The following is a 23366-nucleotide window of genomic DNA, read 5'->3' on the forward strand; positions in this document are numbered from 1 at the left end:
AATTGACTAGAAAGATACGAGGCTATTCATGAAATCAAACGAAACAATGATTGAGGTCAATCATTTAAGCCATTTATATGTTGATGAAAATGGTAATGACGTGCGTGCCCTAGATGATGTGAGTCTTACCATACGGCGTGGCGAATTTGTGGCTATTATAGGTACTAACGGCAGTGGTAAAAGTACATTGGCTAAGCATTTTAATGTGTTATTGCAACCTACAGCGGGAAATGTTACCGTATGTGGTTTTGACACATTAAATGATGAACATATCTGGAATATTCGCCAACATGTAGGCATGGTATTCCAAAATCCAGATAATCAAATCGTAGCAGCTGTGGTAGAAGAGGATGTAGCATTTGGTCCAGAAAATTTGGGCGTACCTAGTGCTGAAATTCGTAAACGTGTTGATGACGCTTTGGCTGCAGTAAACATGACCGAATATGCGGAACATGGTCCGCATTTATTATCTGGAGGTCAAAAGCAACGGATTGCCATTGCTGGTGTACTTGCTATGAAACCAGATTGTATCGTACTAGATGAACCTACTGCTATGTTGGATCCAAAAGGGCGTTTAGAGGTTCTTGAAACAATTCATAGACTCAATAAAGAAGAAGGTATTACCATTGTAATCATTACCCATTTTATGGAGGAAGCGGTAACCGCAGACCGTGTTGTGGTTATGAAAAATGGCGTTAAATTACAAGAGGGAACACCGCGTGAAATCTTTACTCAAGTGGATACGCTAAAAGATTTAGGCTTAGATGTACCTGTTGCAGCTGAGGTTGCATCGAAACTCATTCAAAAGGGCGTAGATATCCCTAATGATATCATTACTAATGATGAACTTGGTGATGCATTAACGACGTACTATGCGAAGGAGGCACACTGATGGCTATTGTATTAGATAATATTACCTATACCTATGGTGTGGGTACTCCTTTTGAGAAAACAGCGTTGAAGGGCATCTCGGTGACCATTGAAAATGGTGAATTTCTTGGCATTATTGGACATACTGGATCGGGTAAATCCACATTTGTGCAACATCTCAACGGTTTATTGCATCCAACGACTGGTAAAGTGACGGTCAATGGTGTGGACGTAAGTGAAAAAACTGATGAAGCAAAACACATGCGTCATAAGGTAGGCATGGTATTCCAATATCCTGAACATCAACTTTTCGAGGAAACGATTGCTGAAGACATTGCATTTGGGCCAAAAAACTTAGGCCTTGATGCAGAAGAGGTAGACCGTCGAGTGCGTGAAGCTATGGCCTTTGTAGGTCTGGATTATGATACCTATGCTGAACGTTCTCCGTTTCATTTATCTGGCGGTCAAATGCGCCGCGTTGCCATAGCTGGTGTAGTGGCGATGGAACCGGATTTTCTTGTACTCGATGAACCTTCTGCAGGCCTTGATCCATTTGGGCGTGAAGAAATCTTTGATGAAATTATTAAACTACATAAGGAAAAGGATGTAACAGTCATCCTCGTATCTCATAATATGGAAGATATTTCACGCATGGCGAATCGTCTCATTGTATTAGATAAGGGTCAGATTGTACTGGATGGTAAACCGTTAGATATCTTTAATCATCATCGCCATGTATTACAACAGGTTGGCGTAGATGTGCCACCTGTGTCCGTATTGATCGAATCATTGCGGAACCGAGGACTTGATGTATCAAACGAAGTATTAACCGTAGATGATGCTGTACAAGCTATTCTAGAAGGAGGTCAACATGTTAAATAATATTACAATTGGCCAATTCTTCCCTGGTAACTCGTTATTACATCGCATGGACCCACGGGCAAAAATTATAGGCACTACTATTTTCGTTGTTGCCATATTCTTGGCGAACACACCATTGGCATATGGCATTGTGGCGGCTTTCACCATTGGTGCTATGTTATTATCTCGTCTGCCATTACGTTTGATGTGGAATGCGATAAAACCATTATGGATTATCATTGTATTCACAATGGGGATTCATATTTTTACAACTCCTGGTAATAGCATCATCTCCTATGGCATCATTAATATTACGGATAATGGACTGGCTATGGGCTTGCAAATGGCGGCACGATTAGTATTCTTAATCTTATTCTCGTCATTGCTAACCTATACGACATCACCTATACGGCTGACAGATGGCATTGAACATTTACTAAACCCATTCCGCCGCATCGGTGTGCCAGCTCATGAACTAGCGATGATGATGACCATTGCATTGCGTTTTATTCCTACCTTGCTTGATGAAACGGATCGTATTATGAAAGCCCAATCGGCTCGTGGTGCTGATTTTGTAACAGGTTCGATTATTCAGCGAGCTAAAAATATGGTACCTCTCTTAGTGCCATTATTTATTAGTGCATTCCGCCGTGCTGATGAATTGGCTATCGCTATGGAAGCACGTTGCTATCGCGGCGGTGTTAATCGTACGCGTATGAAAGAACTCAGCATTACATGGGTTGATTATGTAGGCTTGGGAGCCGTGTTTATTGTAACGGCTATCTTATTAATCCTATGGTGGTTAGGATAATGCGGAATATACGATTAATTGTGGCCTATGATGGTACTGATTTAGCGGGTTATCAGAAACAACCTGCTGATAAGGGGATTACTGTTCAAGGGGCTTTGGAAAAGGCATTATCTATTATTTGTGCTGAACCAATCCAAATTTATGGTGCATCGCGTACCGATGCGGGTGTACATGCACGCTTTCAAGTCTGTGCATTTCAAACATCGGGATCCATACCGGTAGAGAATATTCCACGGGCGACGATTGCCCATTTGCCAAAGGATATTGTTGTAACAGAGGCTGTTGAGATACCATTAGATTGGAAACCTCGTCATAACATTTTTGGTAAGGAATATATTTACTCCATTTATAATCGTGAAATTGCAGACCCTATGGGGCAGCGGTATCATTGGCATGTAAAGAAACCTCTAGATGTTGAAGCCATGCGTCAAGCAGGCAAAGCTCTTGAAGGAACGCATGATTTTTCTACATTGAAAGGGGCTAATACAACACCCGTAGATCCGGTAAAAACCATTTATGCCATCGGTATCAAAGAGAAAGCGGGTCGTATCGATATTTCTGTTGTGGGTGATGGATTTTTATATCATATGGTTCGAAATATAGCTGGCTTATTAGTGGACATTGGGCTAGGCCGAAAATCAGTGGCCCGAATTCCTGAACTATTAGCCGCAAAGGATCGTAAGCGAATTGGAAAAACAGCACCGGCTCAAGGTCTAGTATTAGAGGAAATTTTTTTTACTACTGATAGATTACATGCGGTAATAGAACGTATTAAAGAAGAATAATTATGAAATGTTACATTGTAAAACGTCTACTATACATGTTACAATTGCACTATGAGACAGGTTTATTACTTAGCTGTAATTAATATACATAGGGTAGACTCTTGTCAGCATTGTAATTATATCCTAAGGAGGGTGAATCTCTTGCAAAAACGTAAAGATTTTATCTGGAAAATGGGTGGACAACAAGGTGAAGGTATCGAGAGCTGTGGCGAAATCATGGCTACAATCCTTGCAAAAGAAGGATATTCTCTATACAGTCAACGTTTGTTTGCATCCCGTATCAAAGGTGGTCATACTACCTTCGCATTGCGCGTTGCATTAGAACAAGTTATGTCCATTGGTGAAGGCGTAGACTTCTTGTTGGCTCTTGACCAAGAAACTGTTGATATGCATGGTGTTGAAGTGCGTGATGGTGGTTATATCATCTGCGATAGTAAAGTGAAACCAGATTTTTCTAAATTTGAAGGTTCCAAAGTTAACTGCTTATCCTTGCCGATCTCTGAAACGGCAATGAAACAAGGTTCCTTGTTGATGCGTAATATCGTAGCACTTGGTATGTCCGTAGCGCTTCTTGGTTTCGACACTAAGATGTTTAAAGATGCAATCGCTGCAAAATTTGCGAAAAAATCCCAAGAAATCGTGGATAAAAACTTGGCAGCTTTTGATGATGGTCATAGCCTTGTAATGGAAAAATTAGGTGATGTAGAAATCGATACATTACCAGCTCCTGGTAAGAAAGATCAAATGTTCTTATTAGGTAATGAAGCATGTGCTCTTGGTGCTATTGCAGCAGGTTCCCGTTTCATGGCATCCTATCCTATTACTCCAGCATCTGAAGTAATGGAATACATGATTAAAAACATGGATAAATTAGGTGCTACTATCGTTCAAACAGAAGATGAAATTGCAGCTTGTATGACTGCTATGGGCGGTGTATATGCAGGTGTTCGTGGTTTCACTTGTACTTCTGGTCCTGGTCTATCCTTGATGGCAGAATCCTTGTCTATGGCATCCATGGCAGAACTTCCTATGGTTGTTATCGACGTACAACGTTCCGGCCCATCCACAGGTATGGCTACAAAGGTAGAACAATCTGATATTGATGCGGCTTGCTACAACGCTCATGGCGATTATGCAGGTATCGTTATTTCTCCAACATCCATCGAAGAATGTTTCTACGAAATTCAAAAAGCTTTCAACTTGGCAGAAATGTATCAATGCCCAGTTATCTTTATGCCGGACTTACAACAAGGTTTGAATAAACAATCCGTTCCTACATTCGACTTGAACCGTGTACCTATTAATCGCGGTAAAATGATGAAGGAAGCTGACCTTCCTGAATTGGAACAACCTAACTACTTCAAACGCTTTGAATTGACAGAAGATGGTATTTCTCCTCGTACGATTCCTGGCATGAAAAATGGTCTATTCCTTTCTACAGGTCTAGAACATAATGAAGAAGGTAAACCAGCAGAAGCGCCTACAATGCATGTAGCGCAAACTGATAAACGTTTCCGCAAATTGGAAACTGTAGCTGATAACTATGAACCATTCTTGAACAATGCAAAATACGATGAAGCTGATGTACTCGTTGTAGGTATGGCTTCTAGCCGTGGTGCTATCGAAGAAGCAGTTGCTGAATTCGATCAAGAAGGCGTTAAAGTTAACCATTTACAACTTCGTTTGATTAAACCATTCCCTGCAAAACAATTGCAACCATTCATGGATGCAGCTAAAAAAGTTGTTATTGTAGAACATAATGCAACAGGTCAATTGACTAACCTATTCAAAATCAACATGCATAAGAAATCCAAAATTTCTAGCTGCTTGAAATATGATGGTAATCCATTCACAAAATCATATGTGAAAAATGCAATTAAGGAGGTCCTATAATATGACAACAGCTAAAGATTACAGAAATGATATTCGCCCTAACTGGTGTCCTGGTTGTGGTCATTATGGGGTACAAGCTGCCATTACTGATGCAGTAGTAGCAAAAAATATTCCACCTGAAAAATTGGCAGTTATCTCTGGTATCGGTTGTTCTAGCCGTATCGGTGGTTATTTCTATGCATATGGTGCACATACAACTCATGGTCGTGCGCTTCCATACGCTCAAGGCGTTAAACTTGCTAACCAAGACTTAGAAGTTATCGCTTGTTCCGGTGATGGTGATGCGTTCGCTATCGGTATGGGTCATACTATTCATGCTTTCAAACGTAATGTAAACATGACATATATCGTTATGGATAATCATGTTTACGGTTTGACTAAAGGTCAAGCATCCCCTCGTTCCGATATCGGTTTTGTTACAAAAACAACACCTCGTGGGGCCTTTGAATCACCATTGTCCGTTTGTGAAACTGCTATCGCTGCAGGTGCTACATTTGTTGCACAAGGTTATATGATTAACCGTGCTGAACTCGTTGATTTGATTCAACAAGCTATGGACCATGAAGGCTTCTCCTTCATCAACGTATTTAGCCCATGTGTTACATACAACAAACACAATAGCTATGACTGGTTCAAAGAACATTTGACTAGCTTGCCAGAAGGATATGATCCAACAGACCGTGCGACTGCACTTAAAACATTAGGTGAAACACAAGGTTTGGTTACTGGTCTTATCTATCAAGATACGACTAAACCTTCCTTTGAAAAAGCTATGGCCGCTGTTAATGGTGGTACACATCCACGTCCATTGACTGAAGATGTTGTTAAACCTGATCAAGCATTATTTGATAGCCTTTGCAATCAATTTAAGTAAGTTTAACTTAACATATATCGTGTTCTGATATAGGTCCCCTCTTTACTGACTACTATGTAAAGAGGGGATTTTTATTTTATTACTTTTCGGTTAGTGATAATTACTTTACGGAGTTTTTCTTAACTGATATACTAATTTTAATTTAAGTTATTTATAATTAAACATAGGTATAGTACCTGCTAGACGTATTTTAACTATTACAGCCATAAGATAGAGGGGTAGAGTAACGTGTCGAATGAATATAATGAAGCATTACTAGAACCACTAAAGTATTACAGAGAAAGTCTTAAGGATACATTCCAAGGTATTACAGAAGATTATTTTCAAGATTTGGTAAATCAATCACAGGTTGATATTAATAAAAATAAAGACTTAATCGATAAGTATACGAATGTTTCGGAGAATCGAAATCAGTCTAACAGTACATATAAACGATTTGGTATTGTACGAATTATCGATTTCATTGTGGGCATAGGCGCACTTATTTATGGTGTGTATCAGTTTTCACAACCGCAAATGGATATTCTATCCATCGTTATATGTATCGCTATTATAGTCTTATGCATAGGGCTGTATGTATATTGGATTCGACCTAATCGTAAGAGCCTCGAAGAGAAACTGAATGATTTAGATGCAACGCTAAGTCAAATGCGTGAGGACGGCTATGAAATGATGGAGCCTCTAAATGAATTATTTCATAGTGAAATGACCGCAGAACTTATAAAAAAGGCGATTCCCTTTATTCATCTAGATTCCAATTTTAATATGGAACGTTATGAACAGCTCGTTAAAGATTATGGCTTTTTAGAAAAAGATGATGTAAATCGCTCTACATTGGATATTACTTCCGGAGATATTTTAGGAAATCCTTTTGTGTTTATTAAGCGTATTATCCATTGGATTGATGATTATACATATGAAGGTACTCGTGAGGTCGTCTATACAGAAGAATATATAGATTCTGATGGCAATACAAAAACTAGAGATGTAAGTGAAACACTTCGTGCCACTTTAAAACGACCTGGTCCATATTATGCGGATAGAATATCCTTGGTATATGGTAATCATGCAGCACCGAATTTAATATTCCATAGAAGACCACCAGAAAAAGGTTTATTTAATTTTGGAGGTGCGAAGATTCAACTGGCAAAACGCATTGCAGGGCTTAGAAAGAAAAGTGAAGATGCCTTAGAAGATGGTGGAAACTTTCAGGCGTTGGCAAATGAAGAGTTCGATGCACAATTTAATGCATTAGACCGAAATAATGAGGTCGAGTTCCGCGTGTTATTCACCCCATTAGCACAAAGTAATTACAAAGATATTTTTGAGAATTCTCCCTATGGTGATGACTTTGTTTTCAATAAACAATGTAAAATCAATGAAATTTTAACTGATAACTCTATGGATTGGAATTTCGATACCGTACCATCACAATACTATGATTTCTCCTTTGAAAAGATTAAAGAGAAATTCATTAATTTTAACTGTAGCTATTTTGAGCATATGTATTTTTCATTTTTGCCAGTCTTAGCAATTCCTGTATATCAACAAATGGCTTCTACTGATTATATTTATAAGAAATCTTATGATTTTAAATATAATGATTACATTACAGAAATGCTCGCGAATAAGATGAACCTTGGGTTATTTATTCCTCCTGATGCAACGCAGAGAAGTAATGTAAAAACATTGCTAAAAACGAGTCACTATAAAAAAGAGGCAGATTCGGAAATTATCAAGGTAGATGCTTATTCGTATAGGACTATTGAGCATGTGGATGAGGTTCCTGTTACAGCAGGTAATGGTAGAACCTATTATGTACCAGTTAAGTGGAATGAATATGTGCCGGTTACAAAGCATGAACTTATTGAAGTAGCAGAAGTAGATACAGTTGACGATGATTTCAAGCGTATTAAAGAATTGAATCATTACCAAGGATCTGAAAATAACAAAAATGGTTCCTTTGCCTATGGACATTTTATGGTAGGGAAACTCTATAAGGATAATCAGTCTCTCGTAGACTTATTACATACGATTTTTGAACAAAATGGAGGTAAGTAAAATGGCTAATCAACTTGATGAAATGAACCCAGAGATTATGGCAGAAGGCAGAGATGTACATGTTATTGCTAAGGTGATTCCTGTAGAAACAAGTGGTTTTGAAAAACTGATACCTACGATTCTAATGGCTATCGGTGTAATTGCCATCGTTTTAGGGATAGTTATAGACAAGTACCTCATATCTGCTATAGGTGTGGTTGTACTTGTTTATCCTTGGTGGCGATTAAAACAAATTAGTTCCGAATTTAATATGATGGAACAACGAATTCAAAATGCAGCATCCGAAATTGATAACTATATGGAACAACGGGTTGTTATTCTTTCTAATGCGGTTAAACTCGTAGAAAAATCTATTGAAGTAGATAAAGATATTCTTGTGGATATTGCAAAGTATAGAAGTGGTAATTTTAGTGAAGAATCTAGAAGCGATGTAAATGCTCAGCTTAATAAAGCGACGAGAGCATTAAATGTAGCTATAGAAAATTATCCAGAATTGCAAAGCCAAGATACAATTCGCGATGCGATGCAACAAAATTCATATTTGCAAAAAGAAATTACAGCTGCTAGAACGTTATATAATGATGCGGTAAATACGTGGAATCGAGAAATATTCGATTTCCCATTCAAAAAAATTGTAGCTGCTAAAGAAGGTAGAACCACAAGAATTCCATTCATAGCAGATCAAGAGACTAAAGAAAAAGCAAAAGGTGTTTTCTTTTAGTTGATAAAGTTTGATGCGTAATATAAAGGGGATACTATGAAAACATATGAAAAAGGCATTAGCTTGTCTATTTGGACCTTAAGCTGGCCTATATTTATCGAAGTATTCCTGCAAATGCTCGTCGGCAATATCGACCAACTGATGATGAGTCATTACTCGCCACAGGCGGTAGCCGCTGTAGCTAATGCGAATCAAATTTTAAATATTTTTATCATGCTCATCGTTGTTATGAGCACTGCCACGACGATTTTGATTGCCCAATATTTGGGTGCTCGAAATCAGTCAAAGTTATCAGAGGTTTGTACCGTTAGTTTAGTGCTAAACTTTGTATTCTCCTCTGTGGCGGCGGTGTTTTTCATCACTTGCCATGAATGGATTTTTACATGGCTTGGGATACCACCAGAAACGATGGGGGATACATCGTTGTATACGACTATTGTAGCGGCAGGATTACCAATACAGGCCATGTACTATGCATTGGTTGCCGTATTTAGAGGCCATTCGTTGACGCGTATTACCATGTATGTGGCACTCGTTATGAATATTATCCATGTAGGAACGAATTATATTCTAATTTTCGGTCATGGCCCGATACCGAGTCTTGGTGTACTCGGTGTATCTATTTCTACGTGGCTTTCAAAGGTAATTGGCCTTCTTATCATCGTATATCTGTTCAAGACACTGTTGCAGTTGAAGGTTAGCACGTCTTATTTAAGACCCTTTCCTTGGCATACGGTTAAATCCTTGCTCCATATTAGTGTGCCATCTGGCGGTGAAACATTGAGTTATCAATTATCGCAAACGACGATTATGAAGATGGTCAATATTCTAGGGTTAACTGTGATTAATACGAAGGTTTATGTATATGTCATCGCCATGTTGTGTTATGTGTATACCATAGCCTTATCGAATGCATCGCAAGTTATCGTAGGATTCTTGATGGGCGCTAAACGGCAAGATGAAGTAACGAATCGCGTGTGGCATTCTATGTTTTTAGCCATCGCTATCAATGTAGGATTGGCAACGTTCTTTTATATAACGAGTGATACGGTTCTATCTGTATTTACAACGGATCCTGAGATTTTATCCTTAGCCCATAATGTGCTCTTGGTTGAGATTTTCCTTGAACTAGGGCGGGCGGTCAATATCGTTATGGTCGGTTGTTTACAGGCCGCAGGTGATATTCGTACCCCAATGCTAGTTGGTATCTTTGGCATGTGGTTATGTGCTGTGCCATTATCGTACCTATTTGGTATTTATTGGGGCTGGGGCCTTGTAGGCATATGGATTGCTATGGCTGCTGATGAGATTTTACGAGGTGTATTGTTTATCTATCGCTGGTATAGCGGAAAATGGAAAGAAAAACGCCTTATTGAGGTGTAGTGATATAGTTTGTTTGCGGTTCTATATTGGAGATATAGGGACGCTTGTGAAAGTAGGTTTATATGAGTAAAACCGTAGGTATCATTGGATTAGGTTTGTTGGGTGGTTCGTTGGCAAAGGCTTTGAAAGCCTATACAGATTATGATGTCGTAGGGTATGCACGCCGACAAGAGGTATGTGATGCAGCATTACAAGATGGGGTAGTATCCCAAGCTTGGACCGAGGTAGAGCCACTCATTGAACATTCGGATATCGTAGTGTTTTCCTTGCCGCCAGATACTAATGCTCGACTTTTTACAGAGGTGGCTCATCTGTTTAAACCAGGTCAGGTGGTAACAGATGTATCCAGTGCAAAAGAAAATTTTGTACGCGCCGTGTATGAATCTATTCCAAAGGGAACCTTTTTCGTATCTGTTCATCCTATGGCGGGATCTGAAAAGGGCGGCTATGAAGTGTCTCATAAAAACCTATTTAAAGGCATGGGGTGGATTGTATTAGAGGATAAGGCTTCTGATGTGTATAATGAAGAGGTGGCTAAAGAATTGGCTGATATGGGGCGTGCCGTTGGTTCCCGTATCGAATTTGTCGATGTATATGCTCATGATGCGTATTTAGCGATGGTTAGCCATATGCCGCATCTGATAGCCGCCATTTTAACACAAGTATCTGGTGGCGATGAGCTCGGCGAATTACGTATGCGCTTATCCGCAGGTGGATTCCGTGACTGTACGCGTGTAGCCGGCGGTTTGCCATCCATGTGGCGTGAAATCATTTATGGGAATCGTCATAATGTATTAGAAGGCTTGTCTAAAATGGAAGACGAAATTCGTCGGGTAAAAGAAATACTTTCACAAGAAGACGAAGGCCAAGCCTTAGAAGACTATTTACATAGAAGTAGAGATGTTAGAAATAAATTACCGTACTTGACGGGACAAATTAAGAATAATTAAGAGGAGTTGTTATGGGGTTACTACAAGAAACCTGCGACGCGATTCACAGTCGTAGTAAAGAGATTGAACAACATATTATTAAGAATTGGAATGATGCGTCAGATAGTAAGCAATATGGACGTCTCGTCAATATGGTGGCTCAATATGGGGCAGCTACAAATCAAAAGAATGTAACAATTCCAAAACCTTGTATGATCATTGCCTCTGCCGATCATGGCGTTGCCGATATGGGGGTTAGTGCCTATCCAAAGGAAACGACTGTTGGTATGACGCAAAATTACTTAATTCCAAAAGGGGCTGGCGCCAATTCATTGGCCAATTATTGTGGTGCGCATATGGAAGTGATCGACATGGGCATTGATGCGGATATGAGCTGGGTCCCTGGACTGCGTTCTCATAAGTTGGGGATGGGCACAAAGAATTTTGTAGAAGAACCGGCTATGACGCGGGAACAAGCAATCGAAGGTATTGAAACGGGCATCAAATTGATTCAAGAAAAGATGGCTGACGGGTACAATGTGTTTCTTGTAGGTGAAATGGGGATTTCCAACACGACAGCTAGTGCGCTTATGACGGCTAAGTTTGCCGGTCTTACTGCAGAAGAGGCCACTGGGCGAGGCACGAATATTTCCGATGAGCGCCTTAAATTAAAACAACGCATCGTTCATGATGTATTAGTTAAATATAAGGATATCCCAAAGGACGACGCCATTGGCATTTTGGCTGCCGTAGGGGGCTTTGAATTTACATGTATTGTAGGTGTCATTTTGGGGGCAGCTGCTCATCATGGTATGGTCATCATCGATGGCTTTAATACATCTGCTTGTGCACTGGTGGCTAAAACATTGGTTCCCGCCTCCATGGACTACGTTATGGCCTCTCATTTATCTGCAGAAAAAGCGGCTAAATCTTCATTGCAAAATCTTGGATTAGAAGCCTATGTGGACTTAGGTCTTTGCTTAGGGGAAGCCTCTGGTGGTTCTGTTCAAATGGGGATGCTTGACCTTGCAGTTCATATGTATAAGTCTGTCACAGGAGGTAAGGCATGAGAGCTTTTAACATTCAACCATTAGATACGAAAGCGATGGAAACATGCCGGTATCGCATTGATAATTTAACCAAACCTATTTATAGCCTGGCTATGCTCGAAACGATAGCTGAACGATTTGCAGGCGTATTGGCGAATCCTAAACCAAATCATTTAAAATATGGTGTTCTTATTGTAGGAGCAGACCATCTTGTGGACGGTCCTCAAAATGTTGAACATGGACATACTAGTTTAAATGCAATAAAACGATTTAATGAAGGCATGAGTGCTACGCAAGGGGCGGCATTTAAATTACAAGCACCGGTTTACGTTGTTAATATTGGCTTAGAACAAGATACAAATCATTTGGCGAATATTGATTCTCGAGTTATTCGTAATGGGTCCCACTTCTTTGGCGTAGAACCTTCTATTAGTCATGATGAATTGGAACAGGCGCTTGAAATGGGCTTTGGTTATGCGGATAAATTGCATGAAGCAAGCCTACAAGTGGTGGCCTTAGGTAATATAGGTGAACGCACATTTCTTGATGCGTTGGTTACGACCGCTACCATTACAGGCGCATCGTACGAGACTTTATTGACAGAATCTGATAATGGACCTACCATTACACAGCGTGCTGCACACATCCATTCGTTTGTAGATCCATTTGATATTGCTGTAGATGATTGGTCTGTTTTATCTGAAAGCGACCGCCGCACTGCTGTATTGCGTTTGCTTCATGTAGCAGGTGGCCTTGATATTGCTTTCTTAACAGGCTTTATCTTAGGTGCTGCTAGCCATCGTATGGCTGTGGTATACGATAATGCACTAACTGGTGCTGCTGTACTCGCAGCAGTGACGATGGAACCATTGGTGAAAGACTATGTTTTCTCATCCGCTGTTTACGATGATCCTATTCATAAGGAACAATGTCGTTTTTTAGATGTAAAACCTCCATTACATTATGATTTACAAATCGATGAAGGCTTAGGCTCTACAATGGGGCTATCTATCGTAGATGCATCTATGCATATGTTAAATGACATGAAAACATTCGTAGAAGCAGAGGTTCGTGCCGCTGAGGATGGTGCCGGTAAAGGTAGACAAGAAGATATTAAATAATGATAGAGAGGACTTCATGATATATAGTTCCTTTACTTAAGAAATAGTAAAGGAGGTATATATTTGAAAGTCCTCTTTTATATGTTTATTATAAATTACGTAGATTTGTATCATATAGATTTCGTATTATTTTTATAGGAAATTCATTGAAAAACCATTGACACTATATGTGTAAATTGATATTATTATAAGGCAGTCAGAACTGACCTGGTTTAGTTCTTGACTAACAGAAGGTAATTATGATATAGTAATTATCGGTTCTGTATGCGGGAATAGCTCAGCGGTAGAGCACCGCCTTGCCAAGGCGGGGGTCGCGAGTTCGAATCTCGTTTCCCGCTCCATACATTCCTCGATAGCTCAGTTGGTAGAGCAATCGGCTGTTAACCGATCGGTCGTAGGTTCGAGTCCTACTCGGGGAGCCATTCATGACTCACTAGCTCAGTTGGCAGAGCACCTGACTTTTAATCAGGGTGTCCCGCGTTCGAGTCGCGGGTGAGTCACCAACTTTGGCCCGTTGGTCAAGCGGTTAAGACACCGCCCTTTCACGGCGGTATCCCGGGTTCGATTCCCGGACGGGTCACCAATATGGACGATTAGCTCAGCTGGGAGAGCGCCTGCCTTACAAGCAGGATGTCGGCAGTTCGATCCTGTCATCGTCCACCATATGCGGGAATAGCTCAGCGGTAGAGCACCGCCTTGCCAAGGCGGGGGTCGCGAGTTCGAATCTCGTTTCCCGCTCCACTAATGTTCCTCGATAGCTCAGTCGGTAGAGCAATCGGCTGTTAACCGATCGGTCGTAGGTTCGAGTCCTACTCGGGGAGCCAATTTCATATCATGGCCCGTTGGTCAAGCGGTTAAGACACCGCCCTTTCACGGCGGTATCCCGGGTTCGATTCCCGGACGGGTCACCACATGGACGATTAGCTCAGCTGGGAGAGCGCCTGCCTTACAAGCAGGATGTCGGCAGTTCGATCCTGTCATCGTCCACCAAGCTAAAGCAGTTATCTTCGGATAACTGCTTTTTTGTGTTATAAATTCAGATGTGTGCAGTACAAATACAAAAAGCGACACTATGTGTCGCTTTCAGTATGGTTGTTATAAATCTTGTATATTGATTTATCTCGGTGCATACATGATGATATATACACCTACAAGGCAAACTAGACCGCCGATAATATCATACATGTCGGGGCGCAATCCATCGACAAGCCAGCCCCATAGGATGGAGAGAGCAATAAATACGCCGCCGTATGCAGCATAGACCTTGCCAAAACTGGCCTCTGGTTGAAATGTAGGAATTATACCGTACAAGATTAAGATAATGGCGCCTGCTAGTAGATATAGAGGACTTTTATCATCGCGCATGTAGAGCCAGACAAGATATCCACCGCCAATTTCAGCGATACCGGCTAATAAAAAATAGAATATAGATAATAACATATATACCTCACAATGATTATAAATCTCATATTAGTGTATCATGGTTGTTGTACCCTGTCAGTAGTAGATTATTGAGTTTGAAAACAATAAAAAATCCCTCGCTAATAAAACGAGGGATTGAGTATTATAATCTCGCAGGGGATTCCTGATGGACATAGTCCATAAATGTATGCATCGTTTCAGTTTTAGAATTATTTTTCTTGTATGCGAAACATACTTGTAACTTAAATGGTTTTTCTAATGGTAAATAGCCAGTAGTGATGTTGAGGGCGTCGAGAATTTGACGCGCTACGATGCAACCAGATTCATTCTTACCACAATAATCGATCATTGTGTACGGATTAGATAAGCGGCTACCACGGATGTGTAGATTTTGTTGACCATTACCTACATATGCTTTTAATGTACGGTACATAAAATATTTAGGTGGATACATTAAAAGTGGGAATTGTTGAATTGATTTTAACGTAGCTTCTTTAACTTGATCAATCAATTTTGGCGCATAATATACAAATTCATCTTCCCGTAGCGCTTTTGATTCATATAAGGACATGTCCTTATTATTTGGTAAATAGAGAAGGGCAATGTCGATACGATTTTCTCGTAAATCGAGCAATAGCTCTTCTTCTTCCATATCGTAAATAGATACAGAAAATTCAGGATGGTTTTCAAAGAAATGCGATACATATCCGTTGAGGCGAATGTCGCCGAGGCTACGAAGAACGCCGATGTTTAGGATAGGGCGTTCAACCTTGCTAGCTAAACGGATGGATTGTATGGCTCTCTCCAATGTGTCCAATACGAGTTCTGCTTCAGGCAGGAATAGTTCACCTTCTGGCGTCAAACGACTGCCGCGGGTGGAGCGAGAAATTAATTTAACGCCTACAAGTCGTTCTAATTTTTTCATTTGCGCACTGAAAGCAGATTGGGTGATATTCATCGTTTGTGCTGCTAATGTAAAGCTACCTGTTTTATTATATGTAATAAAACTTTGTAGCTCTTGCATGGTTGGTAATTCTTTCATTTCGGTACTCCGATTATAATAAAAACCTCACATTACTACTTATTACCTATATTAATTGTATTGTAGCATACTATAAGTATTTTTTCATCTAAATCTATAAAAGGCGATGAATTAATTAGAATAGATATAGAGCGGTTCTTTTATAAGAAATTTCGTTTCTAATGCTATGATAGGTGAGTAAAAATAATGATAAATAGTATGGCGAAAGAATATCCTTTGCACATGCTATTTATAGGTAGAACTAATTGACATAGGGGCATAAGAAGTGATATTATTACTAAGTACCTTTATGTCGTGGTACAAGTATATATTAATTTATGAGGTGATAATCACATGGCAACGAGAAGAGAGGCTCGATTCAAACTTTGTCGTCGCTTTGGTGTGAACGTATTCGGTCACGCAAAAGCCTTGAATCGCGTCAAAAAAGACCAACGTCAGAAAAAAATGTCTGAGTATGGCACACAATTATTAGAAAAACAAAAAGTTAAAGCTTACTACAACTTGCTAGAACGCCAGTTCGTACGCTATTATGATAAAGCGAAAAAAATGCAAGGTGTTACAGGTCAAAACATGTTGATCCTTTTGGAACAACGTCTTGATAACCTTGTATATCGCATCGGCTTCGGTAACTCCATTCGTCAAGCTCGTCAAATGGTAAACCATGGCCACATTTTGGTAAATGGTCGTCGTGTAGACATTCCATCCTACTCCTGTAAACCAGGTGACGTTATTGAACTTCGTGAAGCTTCCCGCGACAACGAAATGTTCAAAACTAATTTCCAAGAACTTCGTTCTTTCGAACTTCCTTACATTGAAAAAGACTTGGAAGGCTTCAAAGCTACTTTCACTCGTCTTCCTCAACGTGAAGAACTTCCTATCGAAGTTAACGAAACACTTATCGTCGAATTGTACTCCAAATAATTTGGCGCTATTGCCCGCAGTGCTATGCACTGCGGGTTTTTGTATATATTGTGTTGTATTGTATGTATTATTAACAAAGGGTTGGTTATGGTAATATCGAGATTAAAAAAAGGGGCTTTGTGTACAGGTTTATTAGTCTTATTTGCTGCATCTACAGCGGTAGCTACATCAGTTAAAATTATTAATGCAACTCCAATGGAGGTTAAGTCATATATTTTAACAAATAGAGCGTTGAGGCATCCAAATTCAACGGTTAGTCTTATTCCTAATTATGGTAGCTCATTGCAAATGGGAAGTAGTAGTTATGAAACGATTGTGTTTAAGTCTGCAAAAAAACTTAGAGTTGGATTATTTGGTGAAGCTTCAGTTAAGACAAATCGGGATACATATTTTTCTATATCTACACCATTAAATCGTGTAGGTGTTGAAGTATCTTATTTTGAGAGTACTGAGTTATATAATCCTAATAAAGGTAAGTTTGATGATCAAATAACTAGCACTGATGAATCAGAAAAAATTATTTTAAATAAAATCAAACTTCACTTTGATGGCGGTTATACAAACGGATATACTTTGAGCCATGAAAAAGGTAAAAAAGGCTATCCGATTGAAAAAATTGAACCACATAGTCCTGCTGAAAAAGCTGGGTTAAAAGTTGGAGATATAGTTGTAAAGATTAATGGCCAAAAAGTTAACTTTAATAAAGACATTAATACTTTTAATACCTCTAATAATATTGATAAGAAAGAACTTGAGACTGTAACTATAATTAGTGATAGTGGTGTAGAAAAAGATATAGTAATGGAGAGCGCTTATTGGAATCCTAAAACAGGAATGTTTGAATAAAAGTGGATATATATAAGCTTAATAAAAACTAAATTTTTATTGACATGAACCACCAAAATCTGTATACTATTTTGAGTAAGCTTTAGTCGTGTTTCCATTAGCCCCGGAAGCAAAGGACAAGCTGATTTTGGTAGAATTATGACGTTATTAGGAGGATATGCAGCATGAAAACTACATTTATGGCCAATCCGAACACAATCGAACGGAAATGGTATGTTGTTGACGCTGAAGGTAAAACTTTAGGACGCCTTGCTGCCGAAGTTGCAAAAGTTCTTCGGGGCAAAAATAAACCAACTTTCACACCACACGTAGACACTGGTGACCATGTGATCGTTGTAAACGCAGAAAAAATTCGCGTAACTGGTAAAAAATTGGAACAAAAGGAATACTTCCGTCACTCTGGTTACCCAGGTGGTTCCCGTTTCACTAAATTGTCCATGATGCTTGAAAAACAACCTGAACGTGTTGTTGAAATGGCAGTTCGTGGTATGCTTCCAAAAAACAAATTGGGTGCACAACAATACCGTAAATTAAACGTATACGCTGGTCCTGAGCATCCACATGCAGCTCAAAAACCAGAAGTATTAGAAATTTCCGTACGATAATCTAGAGGGAGGAACATATAATGGCAGTAGCACAATATTACGGCACTGGTCGTAGAAAATCTTCCGTTGCTAGAGTTCGTCTGGTACCGGGCACAGGTAAAATCACTGTTAATAAACGTGAACTTAATGAATATTTCGGTCGCCAAACTTTGGAATTGATCGTAAAACAACCTTTGAACTTGACTAACACAGTTGAACAATACGATGTAATCGCAACTGTAGCTGGTGGCGGTCCTTCCGGTCAAGCTGGTGCAATTCGTCACGGTATCTCCCGTGCGTTATTGGACGTAGATGGCGAACTTCGTCAATCTTTGAAAAAAGCTGGCTTCTTGACTCGTGACCCACGTATGAAAGAACGTAAAAAATACGGTCTTAAAAAAGCCCGCAAAGCAAGCCAATTCTCCAAACGTTAATATTTGGACAACAGGTTATTACACCTGCAGACAATGTCTGCAGGTGTTTTTGGTTGCTTAGATTATGGTGACACTAATAATTATCTGTTATGATGATAGTAATGATAAAAGAAAGCGTATCTTGGATAATATGAAATCTGAGTATTATAAATGATAGGAGATATTGTTATGGCATTAATGAAAGCTATTCAATTGACAGGTCCCAGTAACTGTATTTCATGATATGTTACATAATATATTTACCTGTGTATAGGGGGCTGTATGATACAAAATATATATCATTTACTAGTGGAGAATTGGAGCTTTTTCTCAGGTCTATTATGGGAACATATCGGCATAGCTTTGCTTTCCAGTATAATTGCCATTATTTTAGGATTGGTTGCGGGTATTTTACTTAACGAGTATCGTCGAGCAGTTAATCCGACCATGATGGTTATTAATTTCTTGTATACTATACCATCCATATCCATGCTAGGATTTTTGATTCCCTTTTCAGGAATTGGGAATGCAACGGCAGTGATTGCTCTTGTGATATATGCATTATTGCCGATGGTGAGAAATACATATACTGGGTTAAGCAGTATTGACAAGGAAATGATTGAAGCGGCTACATCACTGGGGTTATCTCATGTACAACGTTTACGATATATTGAATTGCCTTTAGCCTTTCCGGTAATCATGGTCGGTATACGAAATATGCTAGTTATGACTATAGCGCTTACTGGGGTAGCATCATTTATTGGTGCCGGAGGTCTTGGTGTAGCTATTTATCGAGGTATTACTACAAATAATACGACTATGACTGTAGCCGGCAGTTTACTAATTGCTTTTTTAGCATTGATTATGGATGGTGTATTGGGCTTTTTTGAGAAAATCATACTATATAGAGGGCATTGCAAACGTACTTTTAAACGTATTGGTATTATAGCTTCAATTGCGATAATTAGTGGTATTGGTGTGTTTATGTGGCCGTCGCAACAATCTGACGTAATTCATGTAGCTACAAAACCGATGACAGAACAGTTGATTTTGGGCGATATGCTGAAACTTCTTATTGAACAAGATACAGATTTAACTGTTGAAGTAACAGCCGGAGTAGGCGGAGGAACCTCCAATATTCAACCGGCCATGGAGTCCGGTCAATTCGATATCTATCCTGAATATACTGGTACCGGTTGGAATGCAGTACTAAAACGAGACACGCAATATAGTGAAAATTTATTTGATGAATTACAGCGCGCTTACGAGGATACATATCAATTTAAATGGGTCGGTATGTATGGTTTCAATAATACATATGGAATGGCTGTACGTAAGGATATTGCTAACAAATATAATTTAAAAACATATTCAGACTTAGCGAGGGTTTCGTCACAATTGATTTTAGGTGGGGAATATGATTTTTTCGGGCGCCAAGATGGGTATTCGGGATTACAGCGAGTATACGGCATGGACTTTAAAGATACGAAGGATATGGATATAGGTTTGAAATATCAGGCTATTGAAAGCGGACATGTGGATGCTATGCCTATATTTACTACTGACGGTCAGTTGAGCCATGCGTCTATTGTTGTTCTTGAGGATGATAAACATTTATATCCGTCGTATGTTTGTGGCAATGTCGTCAGAATAGATGTGTTAAAGAAGCATCCTGAGCTAGAATCGGTATTGCTGAAATTGACAAATACGATTACGGATCAGGATATGTCATATATGAACTATGAAGTGGAATCGGAAGGACAGAAACCTCATGATGTTGCTGAGCGATACTTACGCATCAAAGGTTTGTTATACTAACGTGGGTTGATAGCGGGTACATAGTATTGTATTGTGATTATAAGATTGTAAGAGTATAATACATTTGTGACAAGTGAATAAAAAATGAGAAGGAACTCTGTTATAATGAAGTTGCTTAATCCAAACATTACAACAAAAGGAGTTCCTTCTCATGCATTCTATTATAACTGAAGAATTAAGATTTCGTAAACGAGTATGTGAATATGCTATAAAGTATGGAAATAATGCTGAAGCTGCACGTCGCTATCATACTAGTAGACAACAAGTACAACGTTGGGTGAAGCGTTTCGACGGGACTATTGATTCACTTCGATTGTATAGTCGTAAACCACATTCTCATCCTAATCAACACACTGAGGAAGAACTAGCACTTATCAAGCGTATGCATTCTAAGTTTAAACATGAAGGGCTGTCTCAAGTATATGTTGAGGCAAAAAAGCGTGGTTATAAACGCTCATATGGCTCTATGTGCCGACAAATCAGGTGTCATATTAAAGAGAAAAAGGTTGTTAAATCTGTTCCTAAAAGCAAGTGGAAACCGGATATAATAACATATCCAGGAGAAAAGGTTCAGATTGATATAAAATACGTACCTCGCGAGAGTTTAGCCTTTTCAACACAAGGAAAATCTTACTATCAACTTACAGCTATTGATGAGTTTTCTAGAAAGAGAATTCTAAAAATTATAGATGAAAAAAGTGTTACTAATACAAGTCGCTTCTTATTAAATTTAGAAGCCAAAATGGGATTTCCTATTCATACAATACAAACAGATAATGGTCGTGAATTTACAAACTATGGAGTAAAAGATCGAGAGTGTTTATTTGATATTGTATTAAAAAGATTAGGAATAGAGCATAAAACGACAAGACCATTTTCTCCGTGGCAGAATGGAAAGGTAGAGCGCAGTCATCGAATTGATAGTGAAAGATTTTATTCTCGTAAGTTTAATAGTATGGAGAGTTTTCTAAAAGCACATAGTCGATATGCTAATAGATATAATAACATTGCACAAAAAGTCTTAAACTTTAAATCACCAAACCAAGTTATAACAGAGTACTTTATGAATCAAAAGGCATAAGTATTTGTCACAAATGTTTGATTACTCTAGACATAGTATTGTATTGTGATTATAAGATTACGTTTACATCTATAATTAATTCCCCTATAATAGATATATAATAATCGAACTTTTTCGAAAATAGATTTTCATATAGGAGAACTCATATGATTTATAATACAATTCAATACGTAGTGGATAACGGTATTGGTACGTTGACATTTAATCGTCCTAAAGTGGCGAATGGTTTTAATATCGAAATGTGCAAGGAAATCCTTGAGGTTTTAGATAAAGCACATCATGATGAAAGTGTTCGTGCATTGCTGATCAATGCTGAAGGCAAGGTATTCTCTGCTGGCGGCGATTTAACTGAAATGGAACGGGCTGTAAATGATGGTGATACAGAGTCTTTATTTGAAATCGTTGAGCTAGTAGCTCAAATTTCTATGGCTATGAAACGCTTACCTAAACCGGTTATCATGAGCCTTCAAGGTGCTGCAGCAGGTGCTGCGTTCAACATGGCGTTAGCAGCGGACTTTGTGGTTGCAGCTAACAATGTACGCTTTATTCAAGCCTTCGTAAACGTAGGCCTTGCACCTGATGCAGGTGGTTTGTTCTTGTTAACTCGTTCCATTGGTATGAATCGTGCTATGCATATCGTTATGACTGGTGAAGCGGTTTCCGCTGAAAAAGGTAAAGAACTTGGTTTTGTATATAAAGTTTGTGAACCAGAGGATTTAGAGACTGCTACAAGACGACTAGTTGAAAAATTAGCAAAAGGCCCTGCAAAATCGTACCGCGTTATGAAGGAAATGATGTGGAATAGCTTCTTATCTGGTTGGGAAGAGTACAAGAAGTTTGAAGTAGAAAATCAATGTGAATTAGGTCTTTCTGAAGATTTCAAAGAAGGTGTTCTTGCCTTTACAGAACGCCGTCGCCCTAAATTTGGCCAAAAGTAAGACTATTTTGTAATAAGGTGTGCTAAATTGTCTGTAAATTAGAACTACATACTCATATCATTAGAACCGATGTGACTCATATAGTGTGTTACATCGGTTTTCCTTTTCATACATTGACAAAACGTATATAATAGAACTATTAAGATAGTTTTAGGAGGTCCATATTTTATGGCTCAAGATACAATTAAATGTTATGATACTCCTAGTGATGTGGTCGCTGCATTGGCGGAGGATTTTATTGCTTTCACCAATGAAGAAATCAGCCGCACCGAAACATGCATTGTAGGTATCACTGGAGGCACAGTCATCAATGGTTTGTTAGAGACATTGAACTCTGCTGAGTACATTGAGCGTGTTAACTGGGAACGGATATTTTTTGTCTGGACTGATGAGCGATTTTTGCCTCAGTCTCATGAAGATAATTATTTTAACCGTGTAAAACCATATCTGCTTTGTAAGGCGAAGGGGGCGACCCATTTCTTTCCTATTAACACCAATTCGAAAACTGTTATAGAGGCAGCTGACGAGTACGAGAAAGAAATAGGCAATGTTCTTAAAGCTTGTAAAAAATCTGGCCTGGATTTAGCAATCCTAGATCTTGGTGAGGATGGTCATACAGCAGGACTTTTTGCGGGTTCTCACGCACTGCGTGTAGCAAATCGCAACGTTGTGCCCGTTGAGGATGGCAAGGTGTGGGAACGCATTTCCATGACCTTCTCGTTTTTGGCGAAAACAGATGTCCTTTGGTTCACTGTAACTGGTGAAAGTAAACGGACTGCCCTTACAAAGGTTTTGTACCAACGTGAGGATTATGAAGATACATCATGGGATAAACGTATCGGTCGTGTACTGCCGGGTGCAGTGCTTTCACAAGAACCTATGACATGGTATGTGGACAAAGATGCGTATAATGATGTACACTGATTGATGTAGTATTAAGTAA

The 23366-nt window shown here is 39.2% G+C and carries 22 protein-coding genes and 9 tRNA genes; 29 read left to right on the forward strand and 2 right to left on the reverse strand.

Annotated elements, in window-relative coordinates; translation table 11 throughout:
• The first annotated feature begins 28 nt into the window (after positions 1-28).
• The 21 genes from HMPREF1477_RS08230 to HMPREF1477_RS08330 all read left to right on the forward strand — a co-directional run bounded on the left by HMPREF1477_RS08230 (position 29) and on the right by HMPREF1477_RS08330 (position 14348).
• On the forward strand, positions 29-892 hold the full coding sequence (locus tag HMPREF1477_RS08230) for an energy-coupling factor transporter ATPase (RefSeq protein WP_005381708.1): 864 nt from the start codon (positions 29-31) through the stop codon (positions 890-892).
• Positions 892-1752 (forward strand): energy-coupling factor transporter ATPase, encoded by an 861-nt coding sequence (locus HMPREF1477_RS08235; protein WP_005376981.1) that lies wholly within the window; start codon positions 892-894, stop codon positions 1750-1752. The genes HMPREF1477_RS08230 and HMPREF1477_RS08235 overlap by 1 nt, the downstream gene beginning before the upstream one ends.
• Entirely contained in the window at positions 1742-2542 is an 801-nt protein-coding gene (locus tag HMPREF1477_RS08240; RefSeq protein WP_005376984.1) for an energy-coupling factor transporter transmembrane protein EcfT, read from the forward strand. The genes HMPREF1477_RS08235 and HMPREF1477_RS08240 overlap by 11 nt, the downstream gene beginning before the upstream one ends.
• The gene (gene truA / locus HMPREF1477_RS08245) at positions 2542-3327 is read left to right on the forward strand and encodes a tRNA pseudouridine(38-40) synthase TruA (protein ID WP_016476505.1); all 786 of its coding nucleotides are present in this window, start codon (positions 2542-2544) and stop codon (positions 3325-3327) included. Before HMPREF1477_RS08240 ends, truA begins: the two co-directional genes overlap by 1 nt.
• Positions 3328-3468: 141 nt before the next feature.
• Positions 3469-5220, forward strand: coding sequence for a 2-oxoacid:acceptor oxidoreductase subunit alpha (locus tag HMPREF1477_RS08250; RefSeq protein WP_005381704.1), 1752 nt, complete (start codon positions 3469-3471; stop codon positions 5218-5220).
• A 1-nt stretch (position 5221) separates the two neighbouring features.
• Positions 5222-6094: a 2-oxoacid:ferredoxin oxidoreductase subunit beta gene (locus tag HMPREF1477_RS08255; RefSeq protein WP_005382786.1), complete on the forward strand. Its 873-nt coding sequence runs from the start codon at positions 5222-5224 to the stop codon at positions 6092-6094.
• Between the two features lie 228 nt (positions 6095-6322).
• Positions 6323-8155, forward strand: a complete 1833-nt coding sequence (locus tag HMPREF1477_RS08260) for an MAG1210 family protein (RefSeq protein WP_016476506.1) — start codon at positions 6323-6325, stop codon at positions 8153-8155.
• 1 nt (position 8156) lies between these two features.
• Positions 8157-8876 (forward strand): LemA family protein, encoded by a 720-nt coding sequence (locus HMPREF1477_RS08265; RefSeq protein WP_016476507.1) that lies wholly within the window; start codon positions 8157-8159, stop codon positions 8874-8876.
• A 36-nt stretch (positions 8877-8912) separates the two neighbouring features.
• Complete coding sequence (locus HMPREF1477_RS08270) at positions 8913-10259, forward strand: MATE family efflux transporter (protein WP_016476508.1); 1347 nt, start codon at positions 8913-8915, stop codon at positions 10257-10259.
• Between the two features lie 62 nt (positions 10260-10321).
• Entirely contained in the window at positions 10322-11209 is an 888-nt protein-coding gene (locus HMPREF1477_RS08275; RefSeq protein ID WP_016476509.1) for a prephenate dehydrogenase/arogenate dehydrogenase family protein, read from the forward strand.
• Between the two features lie 11 nt (positions 11210-11220).
• Complete coding sequence (locus HMPREF1477_RS08280; protein WP_005377178.1) at positions 11221-12258, forward strand: nicotinate-nucleotide--dimethylbenzimidazole phosphoribosyltransferase; 1038 nt, start codon at positions 11221-11223, stop codon at positions 12256-12258.
• Positions 12255-13358 (forward strand): nicotinate-nucleotide--dimethylbenzimidazole phosphoribosyltransferase, encoded by a 1104-nt coding sequence (locus HMPREF1477_RS08285; RefSeq protein ID WP_005377177.1) that lies wholly within the window; start codon positions 12255-12257, stop codon positions 13356-13358. The genes HMPREF1477_RS08280 and HMPREF1477_RS08285 overlap by 4 nt, the downstream gene beginning before the upstream one ends.
• A 266-nt stretch (positions 13359-13624) precedes the next feature.
• Positions 13625-13699, forward strand: a tRNA-Gly gene (locus HMPREF1477_RS08290).
• Positions 13700-13704: 5 nt separating this feature from the next.
• Positions 13705-13780 (forward strand) — tRNA-Asn (locus HMPREF1477_RS08295).
• 5 nt (positions 13781-13785) lie between these two features.
• Positions 13786-13861 (forward strand) — tRNA-Lys (locus HMPREF1477_RS08300).
• A 5-nt stretch (positions 13862-13866) separates the two neighbouring features.
• Positions 13867-13941 (forward strand) — tRNA-Glu (locus HMPREF1477_RS08305).
• A 4-nt stretch (positions 13942-13945) separates the two neighbouring features.
• Positions 13946-14021, forward strand: a tRNA-Val gene (locus tag HMPREF1477_RS08310).
• A 3-nt stretch (positions 14022-14024) separates the two neighbouring features.
• A tRNA-Gly gene (locus HMPREF1477_RS08315) sits at positions 14025-14099 on the forward strand.
• A 7-nt stretch (positions 14100-14106) separates the two neighbouring features.
• Positions 14107-14182, forward strand: a tRNA-Asn gene (locus HMPREF1477_RS08320).
• A 12-nt stretch (positions 14183-14194) separates the two neighbouring features.
• Positions 14195-14269 (forward strand) — tRNA-Glu (locus HMPREF1477_RS08325).
• 3 nt (positions 14270-14272) lie between these two features.
• Positions 14273-14348: transfer RNA gene (locus HMPREF1477_RS08330), tRNA-Val, on the forward strand.
• Positions 14349-14474: 126 nt separating this feature from the next.
• Here the strand turns inward: HMPREF1477_RS08330 and HMPREF1477_RS08335 are convergent.
• Positions 14475-14798: a YnfA family protein gene (locus HMPREF1477_RS08335; RefSeq protein WP_005381091.1), complete on the reverse strand. Its 324-nt coding sequence runs from the start codon at positions 14796-14798 to the stop codon at positions 14475-14477.
• 124 nt (positions 14799-14922) lie between these two features.
• Entirely contained in the window at positions 14923-15822 is a 900-nt protein-coding gene (locus tag HMPREF1477_RS08340) for a LysR family transcriptional regulator (RefSeq protein ID WP_005377113.1), read from the reverse strand.
• A gap of 333 nt (positions 15823-16155) precedes the next feature.
• Between HMPREF1477_RS08340 and rpsD the strand changes: the two genes are divergently transcribed.
• From rpsD to pgl, 8 genes are all read left to right on the forward strand, one after another.
• The gene (rpsD, locus tag HMPREF1477_RS08345) at positions 16156-16743 is read left to right on the forward strand and encodes a 30S ribosomal protein S4 (RefSeq protein WP_005377187.1); all 588 of its coding nucleotides are present in this window, start codon (positions 16156-16158) and stop codon (positions 16741-16743) included.
• Between the two features lie 87 nt (positions 16744-16830).
• Positions 16831-17589: a PDZ domain-containing protein gene (locus tag HMPREF1477_RS08350; protein ID WP_005377008.1), complete on the forward strand. Its 759-nt coding sequence runs from the start codon at positions 16831-16833 to the stop codon at positions 17587-17589.
• 164 nt (positions 17590-17753) lie between these two features.
• The gene (rplM, locus tag HMPREF1477_RS08355) at positions 17754-18194 is read left to right on the forward strand and encodes a 50S ribosomal protein L13 (protein WP_005381375.1); all 441 of its coding nucleotides are present in this window, start codon (positions 17754-17756) and stop codon (positions 18192-18194) included.
• Positions 18195-18214: 20 nt separating this feature from the next.
• Positions 18215-18607, forward strand: coding sequence for a 30S ribosomal protein S9 (gene rpsI, locus HMPREF1477_RS08360; protein WP_005377846.1), 393 nt, complete (start codon positions 18215-18217; stop codon positions 18605-18607).
• Positions 18608-18868: 261 nt separating this feature from the next.
• The gene (locus tag HMPREF1477_RS08365) at positions 18869-20404 is read left to right on the forward strand and encodes a glycine betaine ABC transporter substrate-binding protein (RefSeq protein ID WP_016476510.1); all 1536 of its coding nucleotides are present in this window, start codon (positions 18869-18871) and stop codon (positions 20402-20404) included.
• Between the two features lie 151 nt (positions 20405-20555).
• Positions 20556-21485: an IS481 family transposase gene (locus tag HMPREF1477_RS08370; RefSeq protein ID WP_016475598.1), complete on the forward strand. Its 930-nt coding sequence runs from the start codon at positions 20556-20558 to the stop codon at positions 21483-21485.
• A 146-nt stretch (positions 21486-21631) separates the two neighbouring features.
• Positions 21632-22423 carry an enoyl-CoA hydratase gene (locus HMPREF1477_RS08375; protein WP_005382307.1) on the forward strand — a complete coding sequence of 264 codons (792 nt, stop codon included), beginning with the start codon at positions 21632-21634 and terminating at the stop codon, positions 22421-22423.
• Positions 22424-22591: 168 nt separating this feature from the next.
• Positions 22592-23347, forward strand: coding sequence for a 6-phosphogluconolactonase (gene pgl / locus HMPREF1477_RS08380; protein WP_016476511.1), 756 nt, complete (start codon positions 22592-22594; stop codon positions 23345-23347).
• The last annotated feature ends 19 nt before the right edge of the window (positions 23348-23366 follow it).

It is taken from the genome of Veillonella sp. HPA0037, from assembly GCF_000411535.1.
Lineage (GTDB): Bacteria > Bacillota > Negativicutes > Veillonellales > Veillonellaceae > Veillonella > Veillonella atypica.

Bases quoted from the DNA above. Each gene is read 5' to 3' on its own strand.
- HMPREF1477_RS08230 (WP_005381708.1), top strand. From the start codon at position 29: ATGAAATCAAACGAAACAATGATTGAGGTCAATCATTTAAGCCATTTA.
- HMPREF1477_RS08235 (WP_005376981.1), top strand. From the start codon at position 892: ATGGCTATTGTATTAGATAATATTACCTATACCTATGGTGTGGGTACT.
- HMPREF1477_RS08240 (WP_005376984.1), top strand. From the start codon at position 1,742: ATGTTAAATAATATTACAATTGGCCAATTCTTCCCTGGTAACTCGTTA.
- truA (WP_016476505.1), top strand. From the start codon at position 2,542: ATGCGGAATATACGATTAATTGTGGCCTATGATGGTACTGATTTAGCG.
- HMPREF1477_RS08255 (WP_005382786.1), top strand. From the start codon at position 5,222: ATGACAACAGCTAAAGATTACAGAAATGATATTCGCCCTAACTGGTGT.
- HMPREF1477_RS08265 (WP_016476507.1), top strand. From the start codon at position 8,157: ATGGCTAATCAACTTGATGAAATGAACCCAGAGATTATGGCAGAAGGC.
- HMPREF1477_RS08270 (WP_016476508.1), top strand. From the start codon at position 8,913: ATGAAAACATATGAAAAAGGCATTAGCTTGTCTATTTGGACCTTAAGC.
- HMPREF1477_RS08275 (WP_016476509.1), top strand. From the start codon at position 10,322: ATGAGTAAAACCGTAGGTATCATTGGATTAGGTTTGTTGGGTGGTTCG.
- HMPREF1477_RS08280 (WP_005377178.1), top strand. From the start codon at position 11,221: ATGGGGTTACTACAAGAAACCTGCGACGCGATTCACAGTCGTAGTAAA.
- HMPREF1477_RS08285 (WP_005377177.1), top strand. From the start codon at position 12,255: ATGAGAGCTTTTAACATTCAACCATTAGATACGAAAGCGATGGAAACA.
- HMPREF1477_RS08335 (WP_005381091.1), bottom strand. From the start codon at position 14,798: ATGTTATTATCTATATTCTATTTTTTATTAGCCGGTATCGCTGAAATT.
- HMPREF1477_RS08340 (WP_005377113.1), bottom strand. From the start codon at position 15,822: ATGAAAGAATTACCAACCATGCAAGAGCTACAAAGTTTTATTACATAT.
- rpsD (WP_005377187.1), top strand. From the start codon at position 16,156: ATGGCAACGAGAAGAGAGGCTCGATTCAAACTTTGTCGTCGCTTTGGT.
- HMPREF1477_RS08350 (WP_005377008.1), top strand. From the start codon at position 16,831: ATGGTAATATCGAGATTAAAAAAAGGGGCTTTGTGTACAGGTTTATTA.
- rplM (WP_005381375.1), top strand. From the start codon at position 17,754: ATGAAAACTACATTTATGGCCAATCCGAACACAATCGAACGGAAATGG.
- rpsI (WP_005377846.1), top strand. From the start codon at position 18,215: ATGGCAGTAGCACAATATTACGGCACTGGTCGTAGAAAATCTTCCGTT.
- HMPREF1477_RS08365 (WP_016476510.1), top strand. From the start codon at position 18,869: ATGATACAAAATATATATCATTTACTAGTGGAGAATTGGAGCTTTTTC.
- HMPREF1477_RS08370 (WP_016475598.1), top strand. From the start codon at position 20,556: ATGCATTCTATTATAACTGAAGAATTAAGATTTCGTAAACGAGTATGT.
- HMPREF1477_RS08375 (WP_005382307.1), top strand. From the start codon at position 21,632: ATGATTTATAATACAATTCAATACGTAGTGGATAACGGTATTGGTACG.
- pgl (WP_016476511.1), top strand. From the start codon at position 22,592: ATGGCTCAAGATACAATTAAATGTTATGATACTCCTAGTGATGTGGTC.